Here is a 21,102-nt window from a genome sequence, read left to right as displayed (position 1 = left end):
GAGTTCGGACGATGACGCGATTATAGATCAACCTGTACGTTCACGTTCAGGTTGGCACCGAAAAACGGCCGCCGGGTAGGATGCGCGGGCGGCCGTTTTTGGAGTGCGGGGTGACGGTAATCAGCCGCCGCGGCGCATCAGGTCGAAGAACTCGGAGTTGCTCTTCGTCTGGCGGATCTTGTCGAGCAGGAATTCCATCGCTTCGACTTCGTCCATGTCGTGGATGAACTTGCGCAGCACCCAGATCTTCTGAAGGATCTCGGGCTTGATCAGCATTTCTTCGCGACGCGTGCCCGACTTGTTCAGGTTGATCGACGGATACACGCGCTTTTCCGCGAGACGGCGCTCGAGGTGCACTTCCATGTTGCCGGTGCCCTTGAACTCTTCGTAGATCACGTCGTCCATGCGGCTGCCGGTTTCGATCAGCGCGGTGCCGATGATCGTCAGCGAACCGCCTTCCTCGATGTTGCGCGCCGCGCCGAAGAAGCGCTTCGGACGTTGCAGTGCGTTCGCGTCGACACCGCCCGTCAGCACCTTGCCCGATGCCGGGATCACGGTGTTGTACGCGCGTGCGAGGCGCGTGATCGAGTCGAGCAGAATCACGACGTCGTGCTTCATTTCGACGAGGCGCTTGGCCTTCTCGATCACCATTTCGGCGACCTGGACGTGGCGCGTGGCCGGTTCGTCGAACGTCGATGCGATCACTTCGCCGGCGACCGAGCGCTGCATTTCGGTCACTTCTTCAGGGCGCTCGTCGATCAGCAGCACGAACAGGATCACGTCCGGGTGGTTCTGCTTGATCGCGTGTGCGATGTGCTGGAGCATCACGGTCTTGCCCGACTTCGGCGACGCGACGAGCAGGCCGCGCTGGCCCTTGCCGATCGGCGCGATCATGTCGATGATGCGGCCCGTGACGTTTTCCTCGCCGCGCATTTCGCGTTCGAGCGACAGCGGCTTGTTCGGGTGCAGCGGCGTGAGGTTCTCGAACATGATCTTGTGTTTCGAGGCCTCGGGCGGCTGCCCGTTGACTTTGTCGACCTTCACCAGCGCGAAGTAGCGCTCGCCGTCCTTCGGCGTGCGGACTTCACCTTCGATGGTGTCGCCGGTGTGCAGGTTGAAGCGGCGGATCTGCGACGGGCTGATGTAGATGTCGTCGGTGCTCGCGAGGTACGACATTTCCGGCGAGCGCAGGAAGCCGAAGCCGTCCGGCAGCACTTCGAGCGTACCGTCGCCGAAGATCGTCTCTCCCGTCTTGGCGCGCTTTTTAAGAATGGCAAACATCAACTCCTGCTTGCGCAGGCGGTTCGCGTTTTCGATCTCCAGGCCATTGGCCATTTCGATCAGTTCGGAGACGTGCAGAGACTTGAGCTCGGATAAATGCATACGGAGAACCCGCCAGGGAGGAGACGACGAAAGAAATAAAGGGAGGAGGGCGAGCGGAAGCGCTCAGAGACTTAAATGCGTCTTGTAGACGTTTTTTAATTCTAGCATAGGCCGATTCGCGCTTGAGCGAGCGATCGGCGGCTTGTCGACGGACGTGTTGCCGGCTGACAACACGTCCGCGGAACTGCCTGTATTACAGGTGGCTGTCCAGGAATGCGGTGAGCTGCGACTTCGACAGCGCGCCGACCTTCTGCGCGGCGGCCGCGCCGTTCTTGAACAGGATCAGCGTCGGGATGCCGCGCACGCCGAACTTCGCGGGCGTTGCCTGGTTGTCGTCGACGTTGATCTTCGCGATCTGCAGCTTGTCGCCGTAGTCCTTCGCGACTTCGTCGAGGATCGGGGCGATCATTTTGCACGGGCCGCACCATTCGGCCCAGAAATCGACGAGCACGGGCTTGTCGGATTTGACGACGTCCTGTTCGAACGATGCGTCGCTGATGTGTTTGATCTGTTCGCTCATTGGGTCAATACCTCTTACGGTTCGGGGACTGCCTGCTTGCGCGTTGCGGCGTACCGGCTGCCGTGGGCGGCCGGCCGCCGCGGCAGGTCACTCCACTCTCCGGAAAGGAGGCGTGTAAGCGCTGCATGCCGCGGCTCGCGGGTCGTTCGGGCGTCATATTAGCCTAAATTGCTATCTGCTGCGGGCGGCGATAGTAGCCGCTACGCGAGTAGGGGTACGACGCGACGTTCGACCGTTGTGTCCAGCAGGTGGAGGCCGGCTCGCGAATTACAAGGGGTGGACGTGCAGGCCATGCGCGTCGGGTGGGCTTCGTGGCCCGATGCGCGTCGGTTTGTCGGGTCATATTCGCATTGATGCGAACAAACGGTCGCATTCATCCGGAAGCGGTGATAGAATATGCCGTGACGGGCCTCCTCGCATGGTGGGGCGGTGAACCTGGTCAGGTCGGGAACGAAGCAGCCACAATCGTTTTCCGCCAGTGCCGAGGGTTGGGCTCGTCACCTTCCATCTCGCCCCGTTCGCCGGGCGTTTTTTATTTCTGCACCCCACTCCGTTTTACCTGCGCGTTGCCTGTCTTCCGCACCGTTTCGCGTGTCGGCGCGACGCAGCGTTACTGATACAATTTCCCGATGACCTATCAAGTTCTCGCACGCAAGTGGCGTCCGAAGGATTTCGCTTCGCTCGTCGGCCAGGAGCACGTCGTCAGGGCGCTCACGCACGCGCTCGACGGCGGGCGTCTCCATCACGCCTATCTGTTTACCGGAACCCGCGGTGTCGGCAAGACGACGCTGTCGCGGATCTTCGCCAAGGCACTCAATTGTGAAACCGGCGTCACGTCGCAGCCGTGCGGCGTGTGTCGCGCCTGTCGCGAGATCGACGAAGGGCGTTTCGTCGATTACGTTGAGATGGATGCCGCGAGCAACCGCGGCGTCGATGAAATGGCCGCGCTGCTCGAGCGCGCGGTGTATGCGCCCGTCGATGCGCGCTTCAAGGTCTACATGATCGACGAAGTGCACATGCTGACGAATCACGCGTTCAACGCGATGCTGAAGACGCTCGAAGAGCCGCCGCCGCACGTCAAGTTCATCCTCGCGACCACCGATCCGCAGAAAATCCCCGTCACCGTGCTGTCGCGCTGCCTGCAGTTCAACCTGAAGCAGATGCCGGCCGGGCACATCGTGTCGCATCTCGAACGGATTCTCGGCGAAGAGCAGATCACGTTCGAGCCGCAGGCGCTGCGCCTGCTCGCGCGCGCCGCACAGGGCAGCATGCGCGACGCGCTGTCGCTCACCGACCAGGCGATCGCCTATTCGGCCAACGAGGTGACCGAGTCGGCCGTGTCCGGCATGCTCGGCGCACTCGACCAGACTTACATGGTGCGCCTGCTCGACGCGCTCGCCGCGGGCGGCGGCCCGGAAATCCTCGCGATTGCCGACGAGATGTCGCTGCGCAGCCTGTCGTTCTCGACCGCGCTGCAGGATCTCGCGAGCCTGCTGCATCGCATCGCGTGGGCGCAGTTCGCGCCGGGCTCGGTGCTCGATGAATGGCCCGAAGCGGGCGACCTGCGCCGCTTCGCCGAGACGCTGAGCCCCGAGCAGGTCCAGTTGTTCTATCAGATCGCGACGGTCGGTCGCGCCGAGCTCGGCCTGGCGCCGGACGAGTACGCCGGTTTCACGATGACGCTGCTGCGGATGCTTGCGTTCGAGCCGGCGGTTGCCGCCGGCAGTGCGCCGGTCGGCCAGCCGTCCGCGCCGCGTGCGGTGCCGGGCCCGCGCGTGGCGGCGGCATCGGCCGCTGCGGCGAAGCCGGTATCGGCTGCACCTGCCGAAGCAGTGCGGTCGCAGGCTATTGCCCCGGCAGCGCCCGCGGTACCGGTTGTGCGTGCGGCGCCGGTGCAGTCCGGCGACGAAATAGACCGGCCGGCCGTGAAACCGGCTGCCGTCGAAGCTGCCGCGCCGGCCCCGGTTGACGCGCCAGTCATCGAAACGCCGCAGCCGCAGACGGCTGCAGCACCGCAAGCGGAGCCGGCCGGCGATCACCCGACGCCTGTCCGTAAGGAACCCGAGCCGCCTGCTGCCGTTGCGCAGCGAAGTGACGAGCCGGCTGCGCCGGCCGAACCGATGCCGCGCGCTGCGCCGCCTGAGCCCGCCGCGCGTCCGGCGGCGCGTTCCGGAGGAGCCGCCGCCGCGCTCGACGTGTTGCGCAATGCGGGGATGCGCGTGTCGTCCGACCGCGGGCGCGCAGGCGCCGCCGCCGTGAAGCCGGCAGCCCAGCCGGCCGCCGAGAAGCCGGCCGCGCCGCGTCCCGCCGCCGTCCAGGTGCCGACGCCGCGCGCCGCGGCCCGTGCGCCGCAGGCGGCCGATTCGCGCCAGGCGTCGCCGCCGTGGGAGGACATCCCGCCCGACGACTACGTGCCGCTCAGTGCCGATGAAATGTTCGGCGGCCCGCCCGACGACGGCTTCGTGCCGGTGTTCGACAGCGGCCCCGACGATGTGCGCGTCACGCCGAGGCCGGCGGAAACCCGTCCGTCCGCACCGGTCGACACGCGTCCGTTGCCGCCCGCGATCGCACTCGATCCGGTCGGTTTCGACGGCGAATGGCCGGCACTGGCCGCGCGGCTGCCGCTCAAGGGCGTCGCGTACCAACTCGCGTTCAACAGCGAACTGACGGCCGTCGACGCGACGACGTTGAAACTTTCCGTGCCGGTGCCGCAATATGCGGACACCGCGCAGGTGGCGAAGCTAAAGGCCGCGCTGGCCGATGCGCTCGGCAAGCCGGTCGAGGTGGCCGTCGAGGTCGGGCCCGCACGGCGTACGGCGGCGGCGCTCGATGCGGCCGCGCGCGCGGCACGCCAGCGCGAGGCCGAGCAGGAGATTCACGGCGATCCGTTCGTCCAGCAGCTCGTGCGCGATTTCGGTGCGCGCATCGTCGAGGGTTCGGTGCGCCCGCTCGCCGACGCGGCGCCGGACGGGCCGCCGCCGACGCTGCATTGAACCGAGCGCCTCGCGACAGGCACAATCACGCCCACACATTGGCCGGCACGCGCCGCGTGCCGGTTTTCACACGATCAAGAAGGAGTATTCCCATGTTGAAAGGCAACCTCGCCGGACTGATGAAGCAAGCGCAGCAAATGCAGGAAAACATGAAGAAGATGCAGGAGCAGCTTGCGCTGATCGAAGTCGAAGGGCAGTCGGGCGCCGGCCTCGTCAAGGTGACGATGACGTGCCGCAACGAAGTGCGTCGCGTGTCGATCGACCCGAGCCTGCTCGCGGACGACAAGGACATGCTCGAGGATCTCGTCGCGGCCGCGTTCAACGACGCCGTGCGCAAGGCCGAAGCGACGTCGCAGGAAAAGATGAGCGGCATGACGTCGGGCCTGCCGTTGCCCCCGGGCTTCAAGCTGCCGTTCTGAGCGTAGCGTCCGTGTCACTTTTTGCTGCCGTATGAAACAGCCGTCCGCCCTGTCCGCGCTCGTCGAAGCGTTGCGCGTGCTGCCCGGCGTCGGGCCGAAATCCGCCCAGCGCATGGCGGTCCACCTGATGCAGCACGATCGGGAGGGCGCGGAGCGGCTCGGCCGGTCGCTGCTGTTCGCGACCGAGCACCTGCAGCACTGCGAGAAGTGCAACACGTTCACCGAAGCGCAGATCTGCGAGGTCTGCAGCGACGAAGAGCGTGATCCGACGCTGCTGTGCGTCGTCGAGACGCCTGCCGACCAGATCATGCTCGAGCAGACGATGACTTACCGCGGGCTGTATTTCGTGCTGATGGGCCGGCTGAGCCCGCTCGACGGGATCGGCCCGAAGGAAATCCATTTCGACCGCCTCGTGCGGCGCGCGTCCGACGGTGTCGTCAAGGAAGTCGTGCTCGCGACCAACTTCACGAACGAAGGCGAAGCCACCGCGCACTACCTCGGCCAAACGCTGAAGGCGCGCGGGCTTGCGGTCACACGCCTCGCGCGCGGCGTGCCGGTGGGCGGCGAGCTCGAATACGTCGACGCGGGCACCATCGCCCGCGCGATGCTCGACCGCCGCACGATGTAAGCCGGGCGCCGCCGGCCGCTCGCCGCGTTACGCTCCTTGGCGATACGTCCAGTATTCGCGGCGTCGCGCGCCTCGCGAGCGGCCGTTTTCGTGGCAACGCATGCGCGTTCCATATGTAAACAGACCCTAGGAGACACATGAGCACCAGCCAGGGCCCGCTCGCGGGCGTCAAAGTGCTCGAATTCGGAACGCTGATCGCGGGACCGTTCGCGTCGCGGCTGTTCGCCGAATTCGGCGCGGAAGTGATCAAGATCGAGGATCCGAACGGTGGCGACCCGCTGCGCAAGTGGCGCAAGCTCCATCCGGAGCAGGGCGGCACGTCGCTGTGGTGGTCCGTCCAGGCGCGCAACAAGAAATCGGTCACGCTCAACCTGAAGGCCGACGCCGGCAAGGCGATCGCGCGGCAACTCGCGCGCGAGGCCGACATCGTGATCGAGAATTTCCGCCCGGGCCTGCTCGAAAAGCTCGGGCTCGGCTACGACGTGCTGTCGGCCGAGAACCCGGGCCTCGTGATGGTGCGCTTGTCCGGTTACGGGCAGACCGGCCCGTACCGCGACCGGCCCGGCTTCGGCGCGATCGCCGAATCGATGGGCGGGCTGCGTCACATCACCGGCTATCCCGAACTGCCGCCGCCGCGCATCGGCATCTCGATCGGCGATTCGATCGCCGCGCTGCACGGCGTGATCGGCGCACTGATGGCGCTGCATCACCGCAAGGTCAACGGCGGTGCGGGGCAGGTGGTCGACGTTGCACTGTATGAAGCCGTCTTCAACATGATGGAAAGCGTGGTGCCCGAATACGGCGTGTACGGGATGGTGCGCGAGCGCACCGGCGCGTCGCTGCCGGGCATCGTGCCGTCGAATACGTATGCGTGCCGCGACGGCAGCATCGTGATCGGCGGCAACAGCGACCCGATCTTCAAGCGGTTGATGAAGGCGATCGAGCGCGACGACCTCGCCGACGATCCCGCGCTCGCGCAAAACGACGGGCGCGTGCCGCGCACGCAGGAGATCGACGACGCGATTGCCGCGTGGCTTGCGCCGCGCACGATCGAAGAAGCACTCGTCGTGCTCAACGCGGCCGACGTGCCGGCCGGGCGCATCTACAGCGCCGCCGACATGTTTACCGATCCGCAGTTCGTCGCGCGGCAGATGATCCAGCGCTTCAAGCTGGCCGACGGCACCGACATCCCGCTGCCGAACATCACGCCGAAGCTGTCCGACACGCCGGGCGAAACGCGCTGGCTCGGGCCCGAACTCGGCGAGCATACGGACGAGGTGCTGCGCGGCCTCGGCTATGACGCGCCGGCGATTGCCGCACTGCGCGAAGCGGGCGCGATTTGAGCACCCTCGGCCCCGTCGCTTCGCGCCGGGCTACCGGAACTGGGCATGCCCCAACGGCGCCCCGTTGGCGGGGGAAAACCCGGGGCGGCGCAGCGTTTTCCTGAGCACGCGGAACGCCGCGCAGCAGCGCGGCGGCGCGGCGTGTCCGGGTGCTCGCGGCCGTCCATTCGCAGTCGCCGGACTGTCGCTCTCGCGCCATCTTTCCTCGGTTACAATCGCCGGATGCGAATCCTACTCAGCAACGACGACGGCTATCTCGCCCCCGGTCTCGCCGCGCTCAGCGACGCGCTGCAGCCGCTGGCCGAGCTCACGGTGATCGCGCCCGAGCAGAACTGCAGCGGCGCGTCGAATTCCCTCACGCTGTCGCGGCCGCTGTCGGTGCAGCGCGCGGCGAGTACGGGTTTCTTCTACGTGAACGGCACGCCGACCGATTCGGTACACGTCGCGTTGACGGGGATGGCCGACGCCAGGCCGGACCTCGTCGTTTCCGGGATCAACAACGGCCAGAACATGGGCGAAGACACGCTCTATTCGGGGACAGTTGCGGCCGCCACCGAAGGCATCATGTTCGGCGTGCCGGCCATCGCATTCTCGCTGGTCGACAAGGGCTGGGCCCATCTGGCGGACGCCGCGCGCGTCGCCGCGGAAATCGTCGAGCACTATCGTGCACATCCGCTGCCGGGCCAGCCGCTGCTCAACGTCAATATTCCGAACCTGCCGTACGACGAACTGAAAGGCTGGAAGGTCACGCGCCTCGGCAAGCGTCATCCGTCGCAGCCGGTGATCCGCCAGACCGACCCGCGCGGCGAACCGATCTACTGGATCGGCGCGGCGGGCGAAGCGCTGGACGCCAGCGACGGCACCGATTTTCACGCAGTGGCAAACGGTTTCGTGTCGATCACGCCGCTGCAGCTGGACCTCACGCACACGCAGATGCTGCCCGCGACGCGCGAATGGGCGCGCGCCGGAGGGCGGGCTTCATGAGCGGCGAGCGCGCGAAGCGGTTCCCGCTCGCGCTCGAAGATCTCAAGCGAGCGCCACGCAAGTCGGACGGTCGGGCCGGCGAACGCCATGCGGCGGTCTCGGCATCAAAGGCCGCCGACAAGCCTGCGGCCGTGCTGAAACCGGTTGCGGTGAAGCCTGCTGCGACGCGATCGGCCTTGCCCGGCTCCGCCGCCGCGAAGCCGGCGACCGCGCCGAAGCCGACCGCACTGAAGCCCGCGATGCCGAAGCCGGCCGCGCCGAGCGTCGCGCCGGCCGGCGCGTTCGCGCTCACGTCGGAACGTGTGCGCGAACGGATGGTCGAACGGCTGCGTGCGAACGGTGTGACCGACGCGCGTGTGCTGGAAGCGATGGCCGCGGTGCCGCGACACATGTTCGTGGATCCGGGGCTCGCGACGCAGGCCTACGAGGATTCGGCGTTGCCGATCGGCCACCAGCAGACCATTTCAAAGCCGTCGGTCGTCGCGCGCATGATCGAGCTCGCGATGGCCGGCCGCACGCTCGAGCGCGTCCTCGAGATCGGCACGGGCTGCGGCTATCAGGCCGCCGTGCTGAGCCACGTGGCACGCGACGTGTATTCGATTGAACGCATCAAGCCGCTCTACGAGCGCGCGAAGCTGAACCTGCGGCCGCTGCGCGTGCCGAACATCCGTCTGCACTACGGCGACGGGCGTGTCGGCCTGCCGTCCGCGGCCCCGTTCGACGCGATCGTGATCGCGGCGGCGGGGCTCGACGTGCCGCAGGCGCTGCTCGAGCAGCTCGCGATCGGCGGGCGGCTCATCGCGCCGGTCGGCGCGCAGAGCGGGCAGCACCAGGTGCTCACGCTCGTCGAGCGCGTCGCGCACGCGCAATGGCGAGAGTCACGGCTTGATCGCGTTTTCTTTGTCCCTTTAAAATCCGGAGTAATTTGAAACCGATGAGTATGTTGCGCGCGATGCAAAACAACCGTTCCAGGGAACCGCTCACGCTCGCCCAGCGGGCGATCTGTGTAGCTGCGTTCTCCACGCTTCTGGCCGCCTGTGCGACGCGGCTCGACAACGCGCCCGTCGTCGATCGCTCCGGTTCGCTCGGCACGACCGGCACCGCGCAGCCCGCGGCGCCGCTTCCGCCGGCGCCGCCGGGTTACTACCGGGTGAAGCCGGGCGACACGCTGTACCGGATCGCACTCGAAAACGGGCAGAACTATCGCGACATCGCCGCGTGGAACAACCTGGCGAACCCGAATCAGATTGAAGTCGACCAGCTGCTGCGCGTTTCGCCGCAGGCCGGTGCCGCCGTTGCGGGCACGCAGGTCGCCGCGCCGATCGCGGGCGCTGCCGTTGCGACCGCACCGCTCAGCAGCGGCCCGGCAACGCCGGCCGCCGGCACGTCGTCGTCGGTCGCGACGCCGCCTGCCGCGGCAGCCGCATCGAGCGATACGGCAGCAGCCGCACCGAGCGGCCCCGTGACGTTCGCATGGCCCGCGCGCGGTCCCGTGCTGAACGGTTTCGACGACGCGAAGAACAAGGGCGTCAATATCGGCGGGTCGGCCGGCGAGGCCGTGAAGGCGGCGGCCGACGGTCGCGTCGTCTACTCGGGCAATGGCCTGCGCGGCTACGGCAACCTCATTATCATCAAGCACGATGCAACTTACCTCACGGCGTATGCACACAATCGCGCTTTGATGGTAAAAGAGGGGGACGCGGTAACGAAGGGGCAGAAGATCGCCGAGATGGGGAACAGCGATTCCGACCGCGTGATGCTGCATTTCGAGGTTCGCCGGCAGGGTAAACCTGTCGATCCGCTGAAGTATTTGCCGCCTCAATAACCGAGACGACCATGCCGAAATCGAAGCGCCACGAGCCGCAAGCCGAGTCTGAGAAAATCAGTCGAGCCACGCAAGCATCGGTGGGGCGAGCTGGTGCTTCGACGGACGACGAAGACGATGTCGCGGACAACGAGCGTGACCTCGAGGCACGCGACACCGACGCGGACGGTGGCGACGACGAGCGCGAAGGCCGTGCCGAGGCGGCGCCCGATGTCGACGATTTCCGCACGATGCTGCAGGCCGAGCTCACGGCCGACACGATCCAGCATTACCTGAACCGCATCAGCGTGAAGCCGTTGCTCACCGTCGAGGAGGAGCAGCGCTATTCGCGTCTGGCCAAGGCCGGCGAATTCGAGGCGCGGCAGGTGATGATCGAGCGCAACCTGCGTCTCGTCGTCAGCATCGCGAAGGGGTATCTGAACCGTGGCGTGCCGCTGCTCGACCTGATCGAGGAAGGCAACCTCGGCCTGATGCATGCCATCGAAAAATTCGACCCGACGCGCGGTTTCCGTTTCTCGACCTACGCGACGTGGTGGATCCGGCAGAGCATCGAGCGCGCGATCATGAACCAGGCCCGCACGGTGCGCCTGCCGGTGCACGTGATCCGCGAACTGAACCAGGTGCTGCGCGCGAAGCGCCACCTTGAAAAGAACTCGATGTCGACGGGTGAAGCGGCCGAGCGCCGCGAAGCCAGCATCGACGACATCGCCTATCTCACCGGCAAGACCGCCGAGGAAGTCACCGACATCCTCGCGCTCAACGAGCACACGGCATCGCTCGACGCGCCGCTCGACCTCGATCCCGCGAGCAGCCTGCTCGACCTCCTGCCCGACGACCAAAGCCAGTCGCCCGACGCGGAGGTTCAGCACCGCGAGCTCGAGACGCTGACGCGCGCGTGGCTGTCGCGGCTGTCCGACAAGCATCGGCATGTGATCGAGCGCCGCTTCGGCCTGAACCACATCGAACCGGCAACGCTCGAGGAGCTGGCCGACGAAATGGGGCTCACGCGTGAGCGCGTGCGCCAGATCCAGCAGGAAGCGCTGGTGCGCCTCAAGCGGTTTTTCGCCTCCAACGGTGTGCGCAAGGACGCCGTTCTGTAACTGATGACTCCGATTCTTGTTTTTGACATCGAGACGATTCCCGATGTCGACGGCATTCGCCGTCTGGAAGACCTGCCCGCGACGCTCGACGATGCCGCGGTGGCCGAACATGCATTCGCCGCCCGCCGCGAGAAGACCGGCGGCGATTTCCTGCCGCACCACCTGCAGCGCATCGCGGCGATTTCCTGCGTGTTCCGCGACAACAACGGTTTTCGTGTGCGCTCGCTCGGTACGCCGCAGGACAACGAAGCGACGCTGATCCAGTCGTTCTACCGCGTGATCGAGAAATACACGCCGCAGCTCGTGTCGTGGAACGGCGGCGGCTTCGATTTGCCGGTGCTCCATTACCGCGCGCTCGTGCACGGCATCCCCGCGAGCCGCTACTGGGATCTCGGCGAGGACGACCGCGATTTCAAGTGGAACAACTACATCTCGCGCTACCACTCGCGGCATACCGACCTGATGGATGTGCTCGCGATGTATCAGGCGCGCGCGAATGCGCCGCTCGACGCGCTCGCGAAGATGTGCGGCTTTCCGGGCAAGCTCGGCATGGACGGCAGCCAGGTGTGGCCGGCGTTCCAGGCCGGGCGGATCGAGGAAATCCGCAACTATTGCGAAACCGACGTCGTCAATACCTACCTGCTGTACTGCCGGTTCCAGTTGATGCGCGGCGGCCTGACGCCGAGCGAGTATGCGGACGAGATCCTGCTCGTGAAGAACTCGCTTGCACAGGAGCCTGCGTCGCACTGGGCCGAATACCTGGCCGGTTTCGACGCATAGCGCGGGCGAGGTGCGCTGCGGCCGGCGGCCCGATCATGCCAGTTCGAGCAGCACCGGCTGGTGATCGGACGCGCGCACGTCGCCGTCGATTTCGCAGCGCGTGACGCGCGGCAGCAGCGTATCGGTCACGAACACGAAGTCGCACGCGAGCGGCCCCTCCGACCATTGCACCGTATCGTAGACACCCGCCGTCGGCGGTGGCATGCGGCCCGGGTGTCGAGCGACCCATGCGTCGATGAAGCACGGCGCGTCCGAGATCGGCTCCAGGAGTCGGCAATAGGCGTCGCTGCCGAACGCGCTGTTGAAGTCGCCGCAGACGATCGCATCGCATGGCTGGCCGGTTGCGCTGAACGGCCCCTCTGCGTTTTCGGCGGGCGCCGGTCGTGCCGCATGCGCGCAGGCCTCGCGGTGCCGGTCGCGCAATGCGTCGACCTGGGCGAGCCGCTGGCGCGCCGAATAATATTCCAGATGCGTGGTGACCACCCGCAGTAGCCCAACGGGCGTCTGCAACTCGACGTCGAGCGCGACGCGCGGCATCGACGGCGCGCCGGCGTTGGCCGGCCACGGCAGCAACTGGCGGAGCACGCGCCCGACCGGCAGCCGGGTCGCGATTGCGTTGCCGAACTGGCGGCGCGGTGCGCCGGTTTCAATGGGCGGCAAGTCGGCACCGATCGCGTCGATGATCGTATATCCGGGCAGCAGCGCCGCGAGTTCGGCGAACTGGTCGGCACCGGGCCGGCCGGGCAGTGCGCCAAAGCCGCGCGTGACTTCCTGCAGGCACAGCACGTCGAAGTCGCCGAGCGCGCGGATCGCTGCGACGGTGCGCGAAAGATCGACGCCGCCGTGCGCGTCCCGACCCCATTGGATGTTCCAGTCGATCAGTTGCATGGTCGAATCTCCTGTCGGGCGGATCTCGGGCCCCCGGGGCCGCTCCTGAGTCGGCGCCACGGGCACGCGGCCGCTGGTCTCTCGGGCCGCCTGTCTCGCCGTTCCGGCGCAATGCCGGGCCGTCTATGCTTAAGTATCGACCCTTGCCGCATGCAAAGCGGGCGATGCGGGCTCGCGTCGTCTACAATCTCGCCTTCTTCAACGTTTGTCAGGAAAAGCTGGTGTCCGAAGCCGTCCCCACTTCTGCGCGCAAATCAAGAAACGCGCCCGTCGCGCCCGGAATCGCCCCGGTTCTCGAGATCGAATCGCTCGACATGGAAGCGCGCGGTGTCGGCCGCACGATCACCGAGGACGGCGAGCCGGGCAAGGTCATCTTCGTCGAGGGTGCGCTGCCGGGCGAGCGTGTGACCTATTCGAGCTTCCGCCGCAAGCCGAGCTACGAGCAGGCGACGGTCGTCGACATTCTGCGTCCGAGCGTGATGCGCACGAAGCCTAAATGCGCGTTCTTCGGTACCTGCGGCGGCTGCTCGATGCAGCATCTCGACATGCGGGCGCAGGTGGCGGTCAAGCAGCGCGTGCTCGAAGACAATCTGTGGCACCTGGCGAAGCTGCGCGCGGAAACGATGTTCGCGCCGATTCACGGCCCGTCGTGGGGTTATCGCTACCGCGCGCGCCTGACCGTGCGCAACGTCGCGAAGAAGGGCGGCGTGCTGGTCGGATTCCACGAGAAGAAGAGCAGCTACGTCGCCGACATGACGAGCTGCGAAGTGCTGCCGCCGCACGTGTCGGCGCTGCTCGTGCCGCTGCGCCGGCTGGTCGAGGGGCTGTCGATCCGCGATCGGATGCCGCAGATCGAGCTCGCGGTCGGTTCGGAAGTCACGGCGCTCGTGCTGCGCGTGCTGGAGCCGATCAACGCGGACGACGAAGCGCTGCTGCGCGCGTTCGCGGACGAGCACAAGGTGCAGTTCTGGCTACAGCCGAAAGGGCCGGATACGGTGACGCCGTTCTATCCGCTCGACGTGTCGCTCGACTACACGCTGCCGGAATTCGGCATCCGCATGCCGTTCAAGCCGACCGATTTCACGCAGGTCAACCATCAGATCAACCGCGTGCTGGTGGGCCGCGCGCTGCGCCTGCTCGCGCCGTCGCGCGACGACCGCGTGCTCGACCTGTTCTGCGGGATCGGCAACTTCACGCTGCCGCTCGCGCGGCTGTCGCGCGAGGTGATGGGTATCGAAGGCAGCGATACGCTGACGACGCGCGCGCTGGCGAATGCGCGCGAGAACGGTGTCGACGGCCACACGACGTTCGCATGCCGGAACCTGTTCGAAGTGACGGGCGACGACATGCGTGCGCTCGGCGCATTCGACAAGTTCCTGATCGACCCGCCGCGCGAAGGCGCGCTCGCGGTGTCGAAGGCGCTGGCCGAGATCGCGCAGAGCGGTGATGGCCCGCTGCCGAAGCGCATCGTGTACGTGTCGTGCAACCCGTCGACGCTGGCGCGCGACGCGGGCCTGCTCGTGCACGAGGCCGGCTACCGCCTGAAGGGCGCCGGTGTCGTGAACATGTTCCCGAATACGTCGCACGTCGAATCGATCGCGCTGTTCGAGCGCGACTGACTCAGGCGGCGGACGTAAAAAAACCGGCCCGCGGGCCGGTTTTTTCATGGGGTGTAGCGAACGTCAGTTGCGGTTGCCGCCGAAGATGCCGAGCAGTGCGAGCAGGTTCGTGAACACGTTGTACAGGTCGAGGTAGATCGCGAGCGTGGCCGAGATGTAGTTCGTCTCGCCGCCGTTCACGACGCGCTGGACGTCGAACAGCATGTAGGCGGAGAAGATCGCGATCGCGAGCACCGACACGGTGAGCATCAGCGCCGGGAGTTGCAGGAAGATGTTCGCGACCGATGCGAGCAGGATCACGATCACGCCCATGAACAGCCACTTGCCGAGCCCCGAGAAGTCACGCTTGCTGACGGTGGCGATCGTCGCCATCGCGGCGAAGATGATGCCGGTGCCGCCGAACGCGAGCATGATCAACGACGGGCCGTTCGAGAAGCCGAGGATGAAGCTCAGCAGCCGCGACAGCATCAGGCCCATGAAGAACGTGAAGCCGAGCAGCACGAATACGCCCGCTGCGCTGTTTTTGGTCCGCTCGATCGCGAACATGAAGCCGAACGCGATCGCGAAGAACGCGAGCAGGCTCATCATCGGGCTCGTGGCCGCGAACAGCGAGAAGCCCGTCGCGACGCCGACCCAGGCGCCCAGCACGGTCGGCACCATCGACAGCGCGAGCAGCCAGTACGTGTTCCGCAGCACGCGGTTGCGAACCTCGGCGGTGCTGACGGAACCGCCGCGGCCGAAATTGTACGGATAGTCGTTCATGGTTTCTCCTAACATTGAACGCGTGGGCGTCCGGGGCCGGTTCGGCACACGCGGTGTGCGGCGCAGCAAACCGGAGCAGCTATGGCTAAGATACGTTCCGTGCCGGGAGGTTTCAATGGCCAGGCGGCACAAAACATATGGATTCGGAACCTTTCACGTGTGTAAGGGTTCAATCGCAATGATACACGGGATCGTGCTACAATAGCGGATTCATTTGAACCTGTAACTTCTTAATTTTTTGGAGTTTTTATGGCAATCGAGCGCACCCTGTCGATCATCAAGCCGGATGCGGTGGCAAAGAACGTGATCGGCCAGATCTACAGCCGTTTCGAAGGCGCCGGCCTGAAGATCGTCGCATCGCGCATGGCACACCTGTCGCGTGCTGACGCAGAGAAGTTCTACGCGGTTCACGCAGCGCGTCCGTTCTTCAAGGACCTCGTCGATTTCATGATCTCGGGCCCGGTGATGATCCAGGTTCTGGAAGGTGAAGGCGCGATTCTGAAGAACCGCGACCTGATGGGCGCAACGGATCCGAAGAAGGCAGAAAAAGGCACGATCCGCGCCGACTTCGCCGACAGCATCGACGCGAACGCCGTGCACGGCTCGGACGCTGCTGAAACGGCAGCGGTCGAAATCGCGTTCTTCTTCCCGGAAATGAACGTTTACTCGCGCTAAGCCCTGGCTGGCAGCAAGTAGGCAGGATTCAGCGCACGCGGCAAGGCAGCACATCATGACGAGCGAAACTTCCGTCAATCTTCTCGACTTCGATGCCGAGGGTCTTGTCGCGTACTGCGGCAGCCTCGGCGAGAAGCCGTTCCGCGCCAAGCAGTTGCAGCGCTGGATCCACCAGTACAACGCTGGCGACTTCGACGGCATGACCGATCTCGCGAAGTCCTTGAGAGAAAAACTCAAGGGCCGCGCGTCGATCGGCATGCCCGAGATCGCCAGCGATCACGTTTCCGCCGACGGCACGCGCAAGTGGCTGATCGACGTCGGAAACGGCAATGCGGTCGAAACCGTGTTCATCCCGGAAGAGACGCGCGGCACGCTGTGCGTGTCGTCGCAGGCCGGGTGTGCGGTCAACTGCCGCTTCTGTTCGACGGGCAAGCAGGGCTTTTCCCGCAATCTGTCGACAGCTGAAATCATCGGCCAGCTCCGGATGGCCGAATTTGCATTGCGAGCGTCCCTGGGCCGCGCGCCCGGCCCGAACGGCAAGGCCGAACGGGTCGTCACCAACGTGGTGATGATGGGCATGGGCGAGCCGCTGCTGAATTACAGCGCGGTCGTGCCGGCGATGCGGCTGATGCTCGACGACAACGCGTACGGCCTGTCGCGCCGCCGCGTCACGCTGTCGACGTCCGGCGTGGTGCCGATGATGGACCGCCTCGGCGCCGAGCTGCCGGTCGCGCTGGCCGTGTCGCTGCACGCGCCGAACGATCCGCTGCGCGACGAGCTGGTGCCGCTCAACAAGAAGTATCCGCTGCGCGAGCTGATGGCGGCTTGCCAGCGTTATCTGAAAGTCGCACCGCGCGACTTCATCACTTTCGAATACTGCATGCTGGACGGCGTCAACGACACCGAAGCGCATGCACGCGAACTGCTGGCCGTCACACGCGACGTGCCGTGCAAGTTCAATCTGATCCCGTTCAATCCGTTTCCGGAATCGGGCCTCATCCGCTCGAAGCCGGAGCAGATCAAGCGCTTTGCACAGGTCCTCATCGACGCGGGTGTCGTCACGACCGTGCGCAAGACCCGCGGCGACGACATCGATGCCGCGTGCGGCCAGCTGGCCGGCGCAGTGAAGGACCGCACGCGCCTCGCGGAACGGACGGGCGCAGCAGGAAAAATCATCGAAGTTCGGGCGATTTGACAGGGATGCCTGGCCGGGGATGCCAGGGCCTTTAAGCGGTACAACACGCGAATAGCGATCGGTCGCGGCGCCTCGGCGTCGCGCATGGTATGGACAGTTGCGGGTGCCGGCCGGCGGGAACCGGCGGCGGCCGCCAGTGAAGAAGAATCGACGCGAGGACAAGGATGAGTGAGCCGCAGCCGTCTAACGGCGCAGAGACGAATGGCGCGAAGCCGGCACCGGCAGGGTTGGAATCGCTTGCGGCAGTCGGCAGCCGACTGGCGCAGCTTCGGGAGACGCGGGGTTGGACCGTCGACGACGTGTCGGCGCGACTCAAGGTCGCACCGCAGAAGCTGCGGGCACTCGAGGCCGGTGACATCAGCCATTTGCCCGGCGTGACGTTCGCGCTCGGGGTCGTGCGCAGCTACGCGAAGATGCTCGGCGTCGATCCGGAACCGTTCGCGCAGGCGTTGCGCCGTGAGCGCGGGGTGCCGGAAGTCGACCTGTCGATGCCCGCGTCGTCGGGCACGGATCTGCCGCGCGGTCGCGTGTCGATTCCGCTGGGCGGGTCGTCGCGGCATCACCCGTGGCTCTGGGGCACGGGGATCGTCGTCGTCGCGGTGGTTGCCGTACTGATGTGGCACACTGGCGGCGATTCGTCGGGCCTGCTCGCGCGCTTCAAGAGCGGCGATGCGGAGCATGCGTCGGCCGCGAGCGCGTCGGCGGCATCATCGTCATCCGTCGAAGGGGCGGCCTCGAACGGTGCATCTGCGGTAGTTGCGAATGAGGTTCCGGCCCCGGCTGTTGCGTCTGCAGCCTTGGCGCCGGCAGTTGCGTCGGCTGCTCCGGCGCCTGCGCCCGTGGCGCCGGTCGTGACGGCAGCCGCATCGCAGCCCGTCGTTGCAACGTCGGCGGCAAGCGCCGCCGCGCCGGCCCAGCCGGCGAGCGTCGCGGTGGCGGCCGGCCAGTCGATGATCGAACTGAAGGTCAAGCAGGACAGCTGGTTCAGCGTGCGCGACAAGAGCGGCAAGGAGCTGTTCTCCGGGCTGGTGCACGGCGGCGAGGCGAAGCAGGTCGCCGGCGACGGTCCGTTCAAGGTCACGATCGGCAACAAGGCGGGCCTCGACGCGATCGCGTTCGACGGAAAACCTGTCGATCCGGCAAAATATTCGGCAGCGCGGGGTAATGTGGCGCGGTTCACGTTGCCCTGACGTCAAGCGCCGTGGCGAAGGCCTGTCGTCGATATCGGCAGGCCGTGAGGGCACGGCGCTTTTTCAATTCATGCGCCGCGTCGCGGCGCATTCCGCGTAAATGGATCTATCGATGCAATCCGAAGCTCAATCCCCACGCAGCAGTCAGATTTGTTCAACCGAGCCGGTGTTCGGCGGGCACCAGCCGCGCCGCGTATCGCATGCGGTGGATGTCCGCTGGGGCGGGCAGCTCGTGACGATCGGCGGCGACGCGCCGGTGCGCGTGCAGTCGATGACGAATACCGACACGGCCGACGCGATCGGCACGGCAATCCAGATCAAGGAACTCGCGAACGCGGGCTCCGAACTGGTGCGCATCACGGTCAACACGCCCGAGGCCGCGGCCGCCGTGCCGGCGATCCGCGAGCAGCTCGACCGCATGGGCGTGACCGTGCCGCTCGTCGGCGATTTTCACTACAACGGCCACTTGCTGCTGCGTGACTACCCGGGCTGCGCCGAGTCGCTGTCGAAGTACCGGATCAACCCGGGCAACGTCGGCCAGGGTGCGAAGCGCGATACGCAGTTCGCGCAGATGATCGAGGCGGCGGCCAAGTACGACAAGCCGGTGCGGATCGGCGTGAACTGGGGCAGTCTCGACCAGGACCTGCTCGCGCGCATGATGGACGAGAACGGTGCGCGTTCGCAGCCGTGGGATGCGCAGAGCGTGATGTACGAGGCGCTGATCCAGTCGGCGATCGGCTCGGCCGAGCGTGCGGTCGAGCTGGGCCTCGGCCGCAACCGCATCATTCTGTCGTGCAAGGTCAGCGGCGTGCAGGACCTGATCGCCGTGTACCGCGAACTCAGCCGCCGCTGCGGCTTCGCGCTGCACCTCGGGCTGACCGAGGCCGGCATGGGCTCGAAGGGCATCGTCGCGTCGACGGCTGCACTCGGCGTGCTGCTGCAGGAAGGGATCGGCGACACGATCCGCATCTCGCTGACGCCGGAACCGGGCGCATCGCGCACGGGCGAAGTGATCGTCGGCCAGGAAATCCTGCAGACGATGGGCCTGCGCTCGTTCGCACCGATGGTGATCGCGTGCCCGGGCTGCGGCCGTACGACGAGCACGCTGTTCCAGGAACTGGCGATGCAGATCCAGACCTACCTGCGCGAACAGATGCCGGTCTGGCGCAAGGCGTATCCGGGCGTCGAGAAAATGAACGTCGCGGTGATGGGCTGCATCGTCAACGGCCCGGGCGAATCGAAGCACGCGAACATCGGCATCAGCCTGCCAGGCTCGGGCGAGAACCCGGCCGCGCCTGTCTTCATCGACGGCGAGAAGGTCAAGACGCTGCGCGGCGAGCGGATCGCCGAGGAATTCCAGCAGATCGTCAGCGACTACGTCGAACGCAACTACGGCCGCGCTGAGGCCACGAACTAATTCGTCCACACACACGATGACTGAACAAAAACGCAAGATCGAGAAGCTCACCGGCGTCAAGGGCATGAACGACATCCTTCCGCAGGATGCCGGCCTTTGGGAGTTCTTCGAAGCCACGGTGAAATCGCTGCTGCGCGCCTACGGTTACCAGAACATCCGCACGCCGATCGTCGAGCACACGCAGCTCTTCACGCGCGGCATCGGTGAGGTCACCGACATCGTCGAAAAAGAGATGTACAGCTTCACCGACGCGCTGAACGGCGAGAACCTGACGATGCGCCCGGAAAATACCGCGGCCGTCGTGCGCGCGTCGATCGAGCACAACATGCTGTACGACGGCCCGAAGCGCCTGTGGTACATCGGCCCGATGTTCCGTCACGAGCGTCCGCAGCGCGGCCGCTATCGCCAGTTCCACCAGGTCGGCGTCGAGGCGCTCGGCTTCGCGGGTCCTGATGCGGACGCCGAGATCATCATGATGTGCCAGCGCCTGTGGGACGACCTCGGCCTGACCGGCATCAAGCTCGAGATCAACTCGCTCGGCCTCGCCGAAGAGCGTGCCGCGCATCGCGTCGAACTGATCAAGTACCTCGAGCAGTTTGCCGACGTGCTCGACGAGGATGCGAAGCGCCGCCTGTATACGAACCCGCTGCGCGTGCTCGACACGAAGAACCCCGCGCTGCAGGAAATCGCGCAGAACGCGCCGAAGCTGATCGACTTCCTCGGCGACGAATCGCGCGCGCACTTCGAAGGGCTGCAGCGCCTGCTGCTCGCGAACAACATTCCGTTCAAGATCAACCCGCGTCTCGTGCGTGGCCTGGACTACTACAACCTGACCGTGTTCGAGTGGGTCACCGACAAGCTCGGCGCGCAGGGCACGGTCGCCGCCGGCGGCCGCTACGATCCGCTGATCGAGCAGCTCGGCGGCAAGCCTACCGCCGCGTGCGGCTGGGCGATGGGCATCGAGCGGATCCTCGAGCTGCTGAAGGAAGAGGATCTCGCGCCCGAGCAGGAAGGCGTCGACGTGTACGTCGTGCACCAGGGCGAGACCGCGCGTGAACAGGCGTTCATCGCGGCCGAGCGCCTGCGCGACACGGGCCTCGACGTGATCTTCCACTGCAGCGCCGACGGCGCGCCGGCGAGCTTCAAGTCGCAGATGAAACGGGCCGACGCAAGCGGCGCCGCGTTCGCGGTGATCTTCGGTGAAGAAGAGGTCGCAAACGGCACGGTGGGCGTGAAAGCGCTGCGCGGTGCGGGCGGAGACGGGGAAAAGAACGTTCAGCAGACCGTACCGGTCGAAGGCTTGACCGAATTCCTAATCAATGCGATGGTTGCATCCGCCGAAGACGGCGACGACTGATCGCGCTGGCATCCGCTCGACAAG

19 protein-coding genes and 1 other RNA gene are annotated in these 21,102 nt (G+C 66.1%); 16 read left to right on the top strand and 4 right to left on the bottom strand.

Features of this window, described 5'->3' with window-relative positions:
* Nucleotides 1-120: 120 nt before the first annotated feature.
* Together rho and trxA are read right to left on the bottom strand one after the other, a co-directional pair.
* Nucleotides 121-1,383 carry a transcription termination factor Rho gene (rho, locus tag CFB39_RS10510; RefSeq protein ID WP_006478662.1) on the bottom strand — a complete coding sequence of 421 codons (1,263 nt, stop codon included), beginning with the start codon at nucleotides 1,381-1,383 and terminating at the stop codon, nucleotides 121-123.
* 193 nt (nucleotides 1,384-1,576) lie between these two features.
* Nucleotides 1,577-1,903 (bottom strand): thioredoxin TrxA, encoded by a 327-nt coding sequence (gene trxA, locus CFB39_RS10505; protein ID WP_006402348.1) that lies wholly within the window; start codon nucleotides 1,901-1,903, stop codon nucleotides 1,577-1,579.
* A 403-nt stretch (nucleotides 1,904-2,306) separates the two neighbouring features.
* On the opposite strand from trxA, the gene ffs reads away from it, so the two are divergent.
* The 10 genes from ffs to CFB39_RS10450 all read left to right on the top strand — a co-directional run bounded on the left by ffs (nucleotide 2,307) and on the right by CFB39_RS10450 (nucleotide 11,975).
* An RNA gene (gene ffs / locus CFB39_RS10500) (signal recognition particle sRNA small type) lies at nucleotides 2,307-2,405 on the top strand.
* Between the two features lie 127 nt (nucleotides 2,406-2,532).
* Nucleotides 2,533-4,896, top strand: coding sequence for a DNA polymerase III subunit gamma/tau (locus tag CFB39_RS10495; RefSeq protein WP_089473003.1), 2,364 nt, complete (start codon nucleotides 2,533-2,535; stop codon nucleotides 4,894-4,896).
* A 92-nt stretch (nucleotides 4,897-4,988) separates the two neighbouring features.
* The gene (locus CFB39_RS10490) at nucleotides 4,989-5,315 is read left to right on the top strand and encodes a YbaB/EbfC family nucleoid-associated protein (protein ID WP_006482124.1); all 327 of its coding nucleotides are present in this window, start codon (nucleotides 4,989-4,991) and stop codon (nucleotides 5,313-5,315) included.
* A 31-nt stretch (nucleotides 5,316-5,346) separates the two neighbouring features.
* On the top strand, nucleotides 5,347-5,943 hold the full coding sequence (recR, locus tag CFB39_RS10485; protein ID WP_006478665.1) for a recombination mediator RecR: 597 nt from the start codon (nucleotides 5,347-5,349) through the stop codon (nucleotides 5,941-5,943).
* Nucleotides 5,944-6,080: 137 nt separating this feature from the next.
* Nucleotides 6,081-7,286 carry a CaiB/BaiF CoA-transferase family protein gene (locus tag CFB39_RS10475; protein ID WP_089425563.1) on the top strand — a complete coding sequence of 402 codons (1,206 nt, stop codon included), beginning with the start codon at nucleotides 6,081-6,083 and terminating at the stop codon, nucleotides 7,284-7,286.
* 222 nt (nucleotides 7,287-7,508) lie between these two features.
* Complete coding sequence (gene surE / locus CFB39_RS10470; RefSeq protein WP_089473001.1) at nucleotides 7,509-8,270, top strand: 5'/3'-nucleotidase SurE; 762 nt, start codon at nucleotides 7,509-7,511, stop codon at nucleotides 8,268-8,270.
* On the top strand, nucleotides 8,267-9,199 hold the full coding sequence (locus CFB39_RS10465; RefSeq protein WP_089473000.1) for a protein-L-isoaspartate(D-aspartate) O-methyltransferase: 933 nt from the start codon (nucleotides 8,267-8,269) through the stop codon (nucleotides 9,197-9,199). Before surE ends, CFB39_RS10465 begins: the two co-directional genes overlap by 4 nt.
* Nucleotides 9,200-9,204: 5 nt before the next feature.
* A complete protein-coding gene (locus CFB39_RS10460) occupies nucleotides 9,205-10,095 on the top strand; it encodes a peptidoglycan DD-metalloendopeptidase family protein (protein WP_089472999.1) in 891 nt (296 codons plus the stop codon).
* Nucleotides 10,096-10,106: 11 nt separating this feature from the next.
* A complete protein-coding gene (rpoS, locus tag CFB39_RS10455) occupies nucleotides 10,107-11,195 on the top strand; it encodes an RNA polymerase sigma factor RpoS (protein ID WP_089472998.1) in 1,089 nt (362 codons plus the stop codon).
* A 3-nt stretch (nucleotides 11,196-11,198) separates the two neighbouring features.
* Nucleotides 11,199-11,975 (top strand): 3'-5' exonuclease, encoded by a 777-nt coding sequence (locus CFB39_RS10450; RefSeq protein WP_039360281.1) that lies wholly within the window; start codon nucleotides 11,199-11,201, stop codon nucleotides 11,973-11,975.
* A 33-nt stretch (nucleotides 11,976-12,008) separates the two neighbouring features.
* Here CFB39_RS10450 and CFB39_RS10445 read toward each other — a convergent pair whose 3' ends face one another.
* Entirely contained in the window at nucleotides 12,009-12,863 is an 855-nt protein-coding gene (locus CFB39_RS10445) for an endonuclease/exonuclease/phosphatase family protein (RefSeq protein ID WP_089472997.1), read from the bottom strand.
* Between the two features lie 164 nt (nucleotides 12,864-13,027).
* Here CFB39_RS10445 and rlmD point away from each other — a divergent pair, with 164 nt between their 5' ends.
* Nucleotides 13,028-14,482 (top strand): 23S rRNA (uracil(1939)-C(5))-methyltransferase RlmD, encoded by a 1,455-nt coding sequence (rlmD, locus tag CFB39_RS10440; RefSeq protein WP_306426920.1) that lies wholly within the window; start codon nucleotides 13,028-13,030, stop codon nucleotides 14,480-14,482.
* 63 nt (nucleotides 14,483-14,545) lie between these two features.
* Here rlmD and CFB39_RS10435 read toward each other — a convergent pair whose 3' ends face one another.
* Nucleotides 14,546-15,244 carry a Bax inhibitor-1/YccA family protein gene (locus CFB39_RS10435; protein ID WP_006761414.1) on the bottom strand — a complete coding sequence of 233 codons (699 nt, stop codon included), beginning with the start codon at nucleotides 15,242-15,244 and terminating at the stop codon, nucleotides 14,546-14,548.
* 249 nt (nucleotides 15,245-15,493) lie between these two features.
* Here CFB39_RS10435 and ndk point away from each other — a divergent pair, with 249 nt between their 5' ends.
* From ndk to hisS, 5 genes are all read left to right on the top strand, one after another.
* Nucleotides 15,494-15,919 (top strand): nucleoside-diphosphate kinase, encoded by a 426-nt coding sequence (ndk, locus tag CFB39_RS10430; protein WP_006478674.1) that lies wholly within the window; start codon nucleotides 15,494-15,496, stop codon nucleotides 15,917-15,919.
* Nucleotides 15,920-15,974: 55 nt separating this feature from the next.
* The gene (gene rlmN, locus CFB39_RS10425) at nucleotides 15,975-17,114 is read left to right on the top strand and encodes a 23S rRNA (adenine(2503)-C(2))-methyltransferase RlmN (RefSeq protein ID WP_046545853.1); all 1,140 of its coding nucleotides are present in this window, start codon (nucleotides 15,975-15,977) and stop codon (nucleotides 17,112-17,114) included.
* A gap of 164 nt (nucleotides 17,115-17,278) precedes the next feature.
* The gene (locus CFB39_RS10420) at nucleotides 17,279-18,304 is read left to right on the top strand and encodes a helix-turn-helix domain-containing protein (RefSeq protein ID WP_089472996.1); all 1,026 of its coding nucleotides are present in this window, start codon (nucleotides 17,279-17,281) and stop codon (nucleotides 18,302-18,304) included.
* Nucleotides 18,305-18,416: 112 nt separating this feature from the next.
* Nucleotides 18,417-19,721 (top strand): flavodoxin-dependent (E)-4-hydroxy-3-methylbut-2-enyl-diphosphate synthase, encoded by a 1,305-nt coding sequence (gene ispG / locus CFB39_RS10415; protein ID WP_089425933.1) that lies wholly within the window; start codon nucleotides 18,417-18,419, stop codon nucleotides 19,719-19,721.
* Between the two features lie 16 nt (nucleotides 19,722-19,737).
* On the top strand, nucleotides 19,738-21,078 hold the full coding sequence (hisS, locus tag CFB39_RS10410; protein WP_039360260.1) for a histidine--tRNA ligase: 1,341 nt from the start codon (nucleotides 19,738-19,740) through the stop codon (nucleotides 21,076-21,078).
* The last annotated feature ends 24 nt before the right edge of the window (nucleotides 21,079-21,102 follow it).

The organism is Burkholderia sp. AU6039 (assembly GCF_002223365.1).
Lineage (GTDB): Bacteria > Pseudomonadota > Gammaproteobacteria > Burkholderiales > Burkholderiaceae > Burkholderia.
This window is presented reverse-complemented; position numbering and strand designations above follow the sequence as displayed.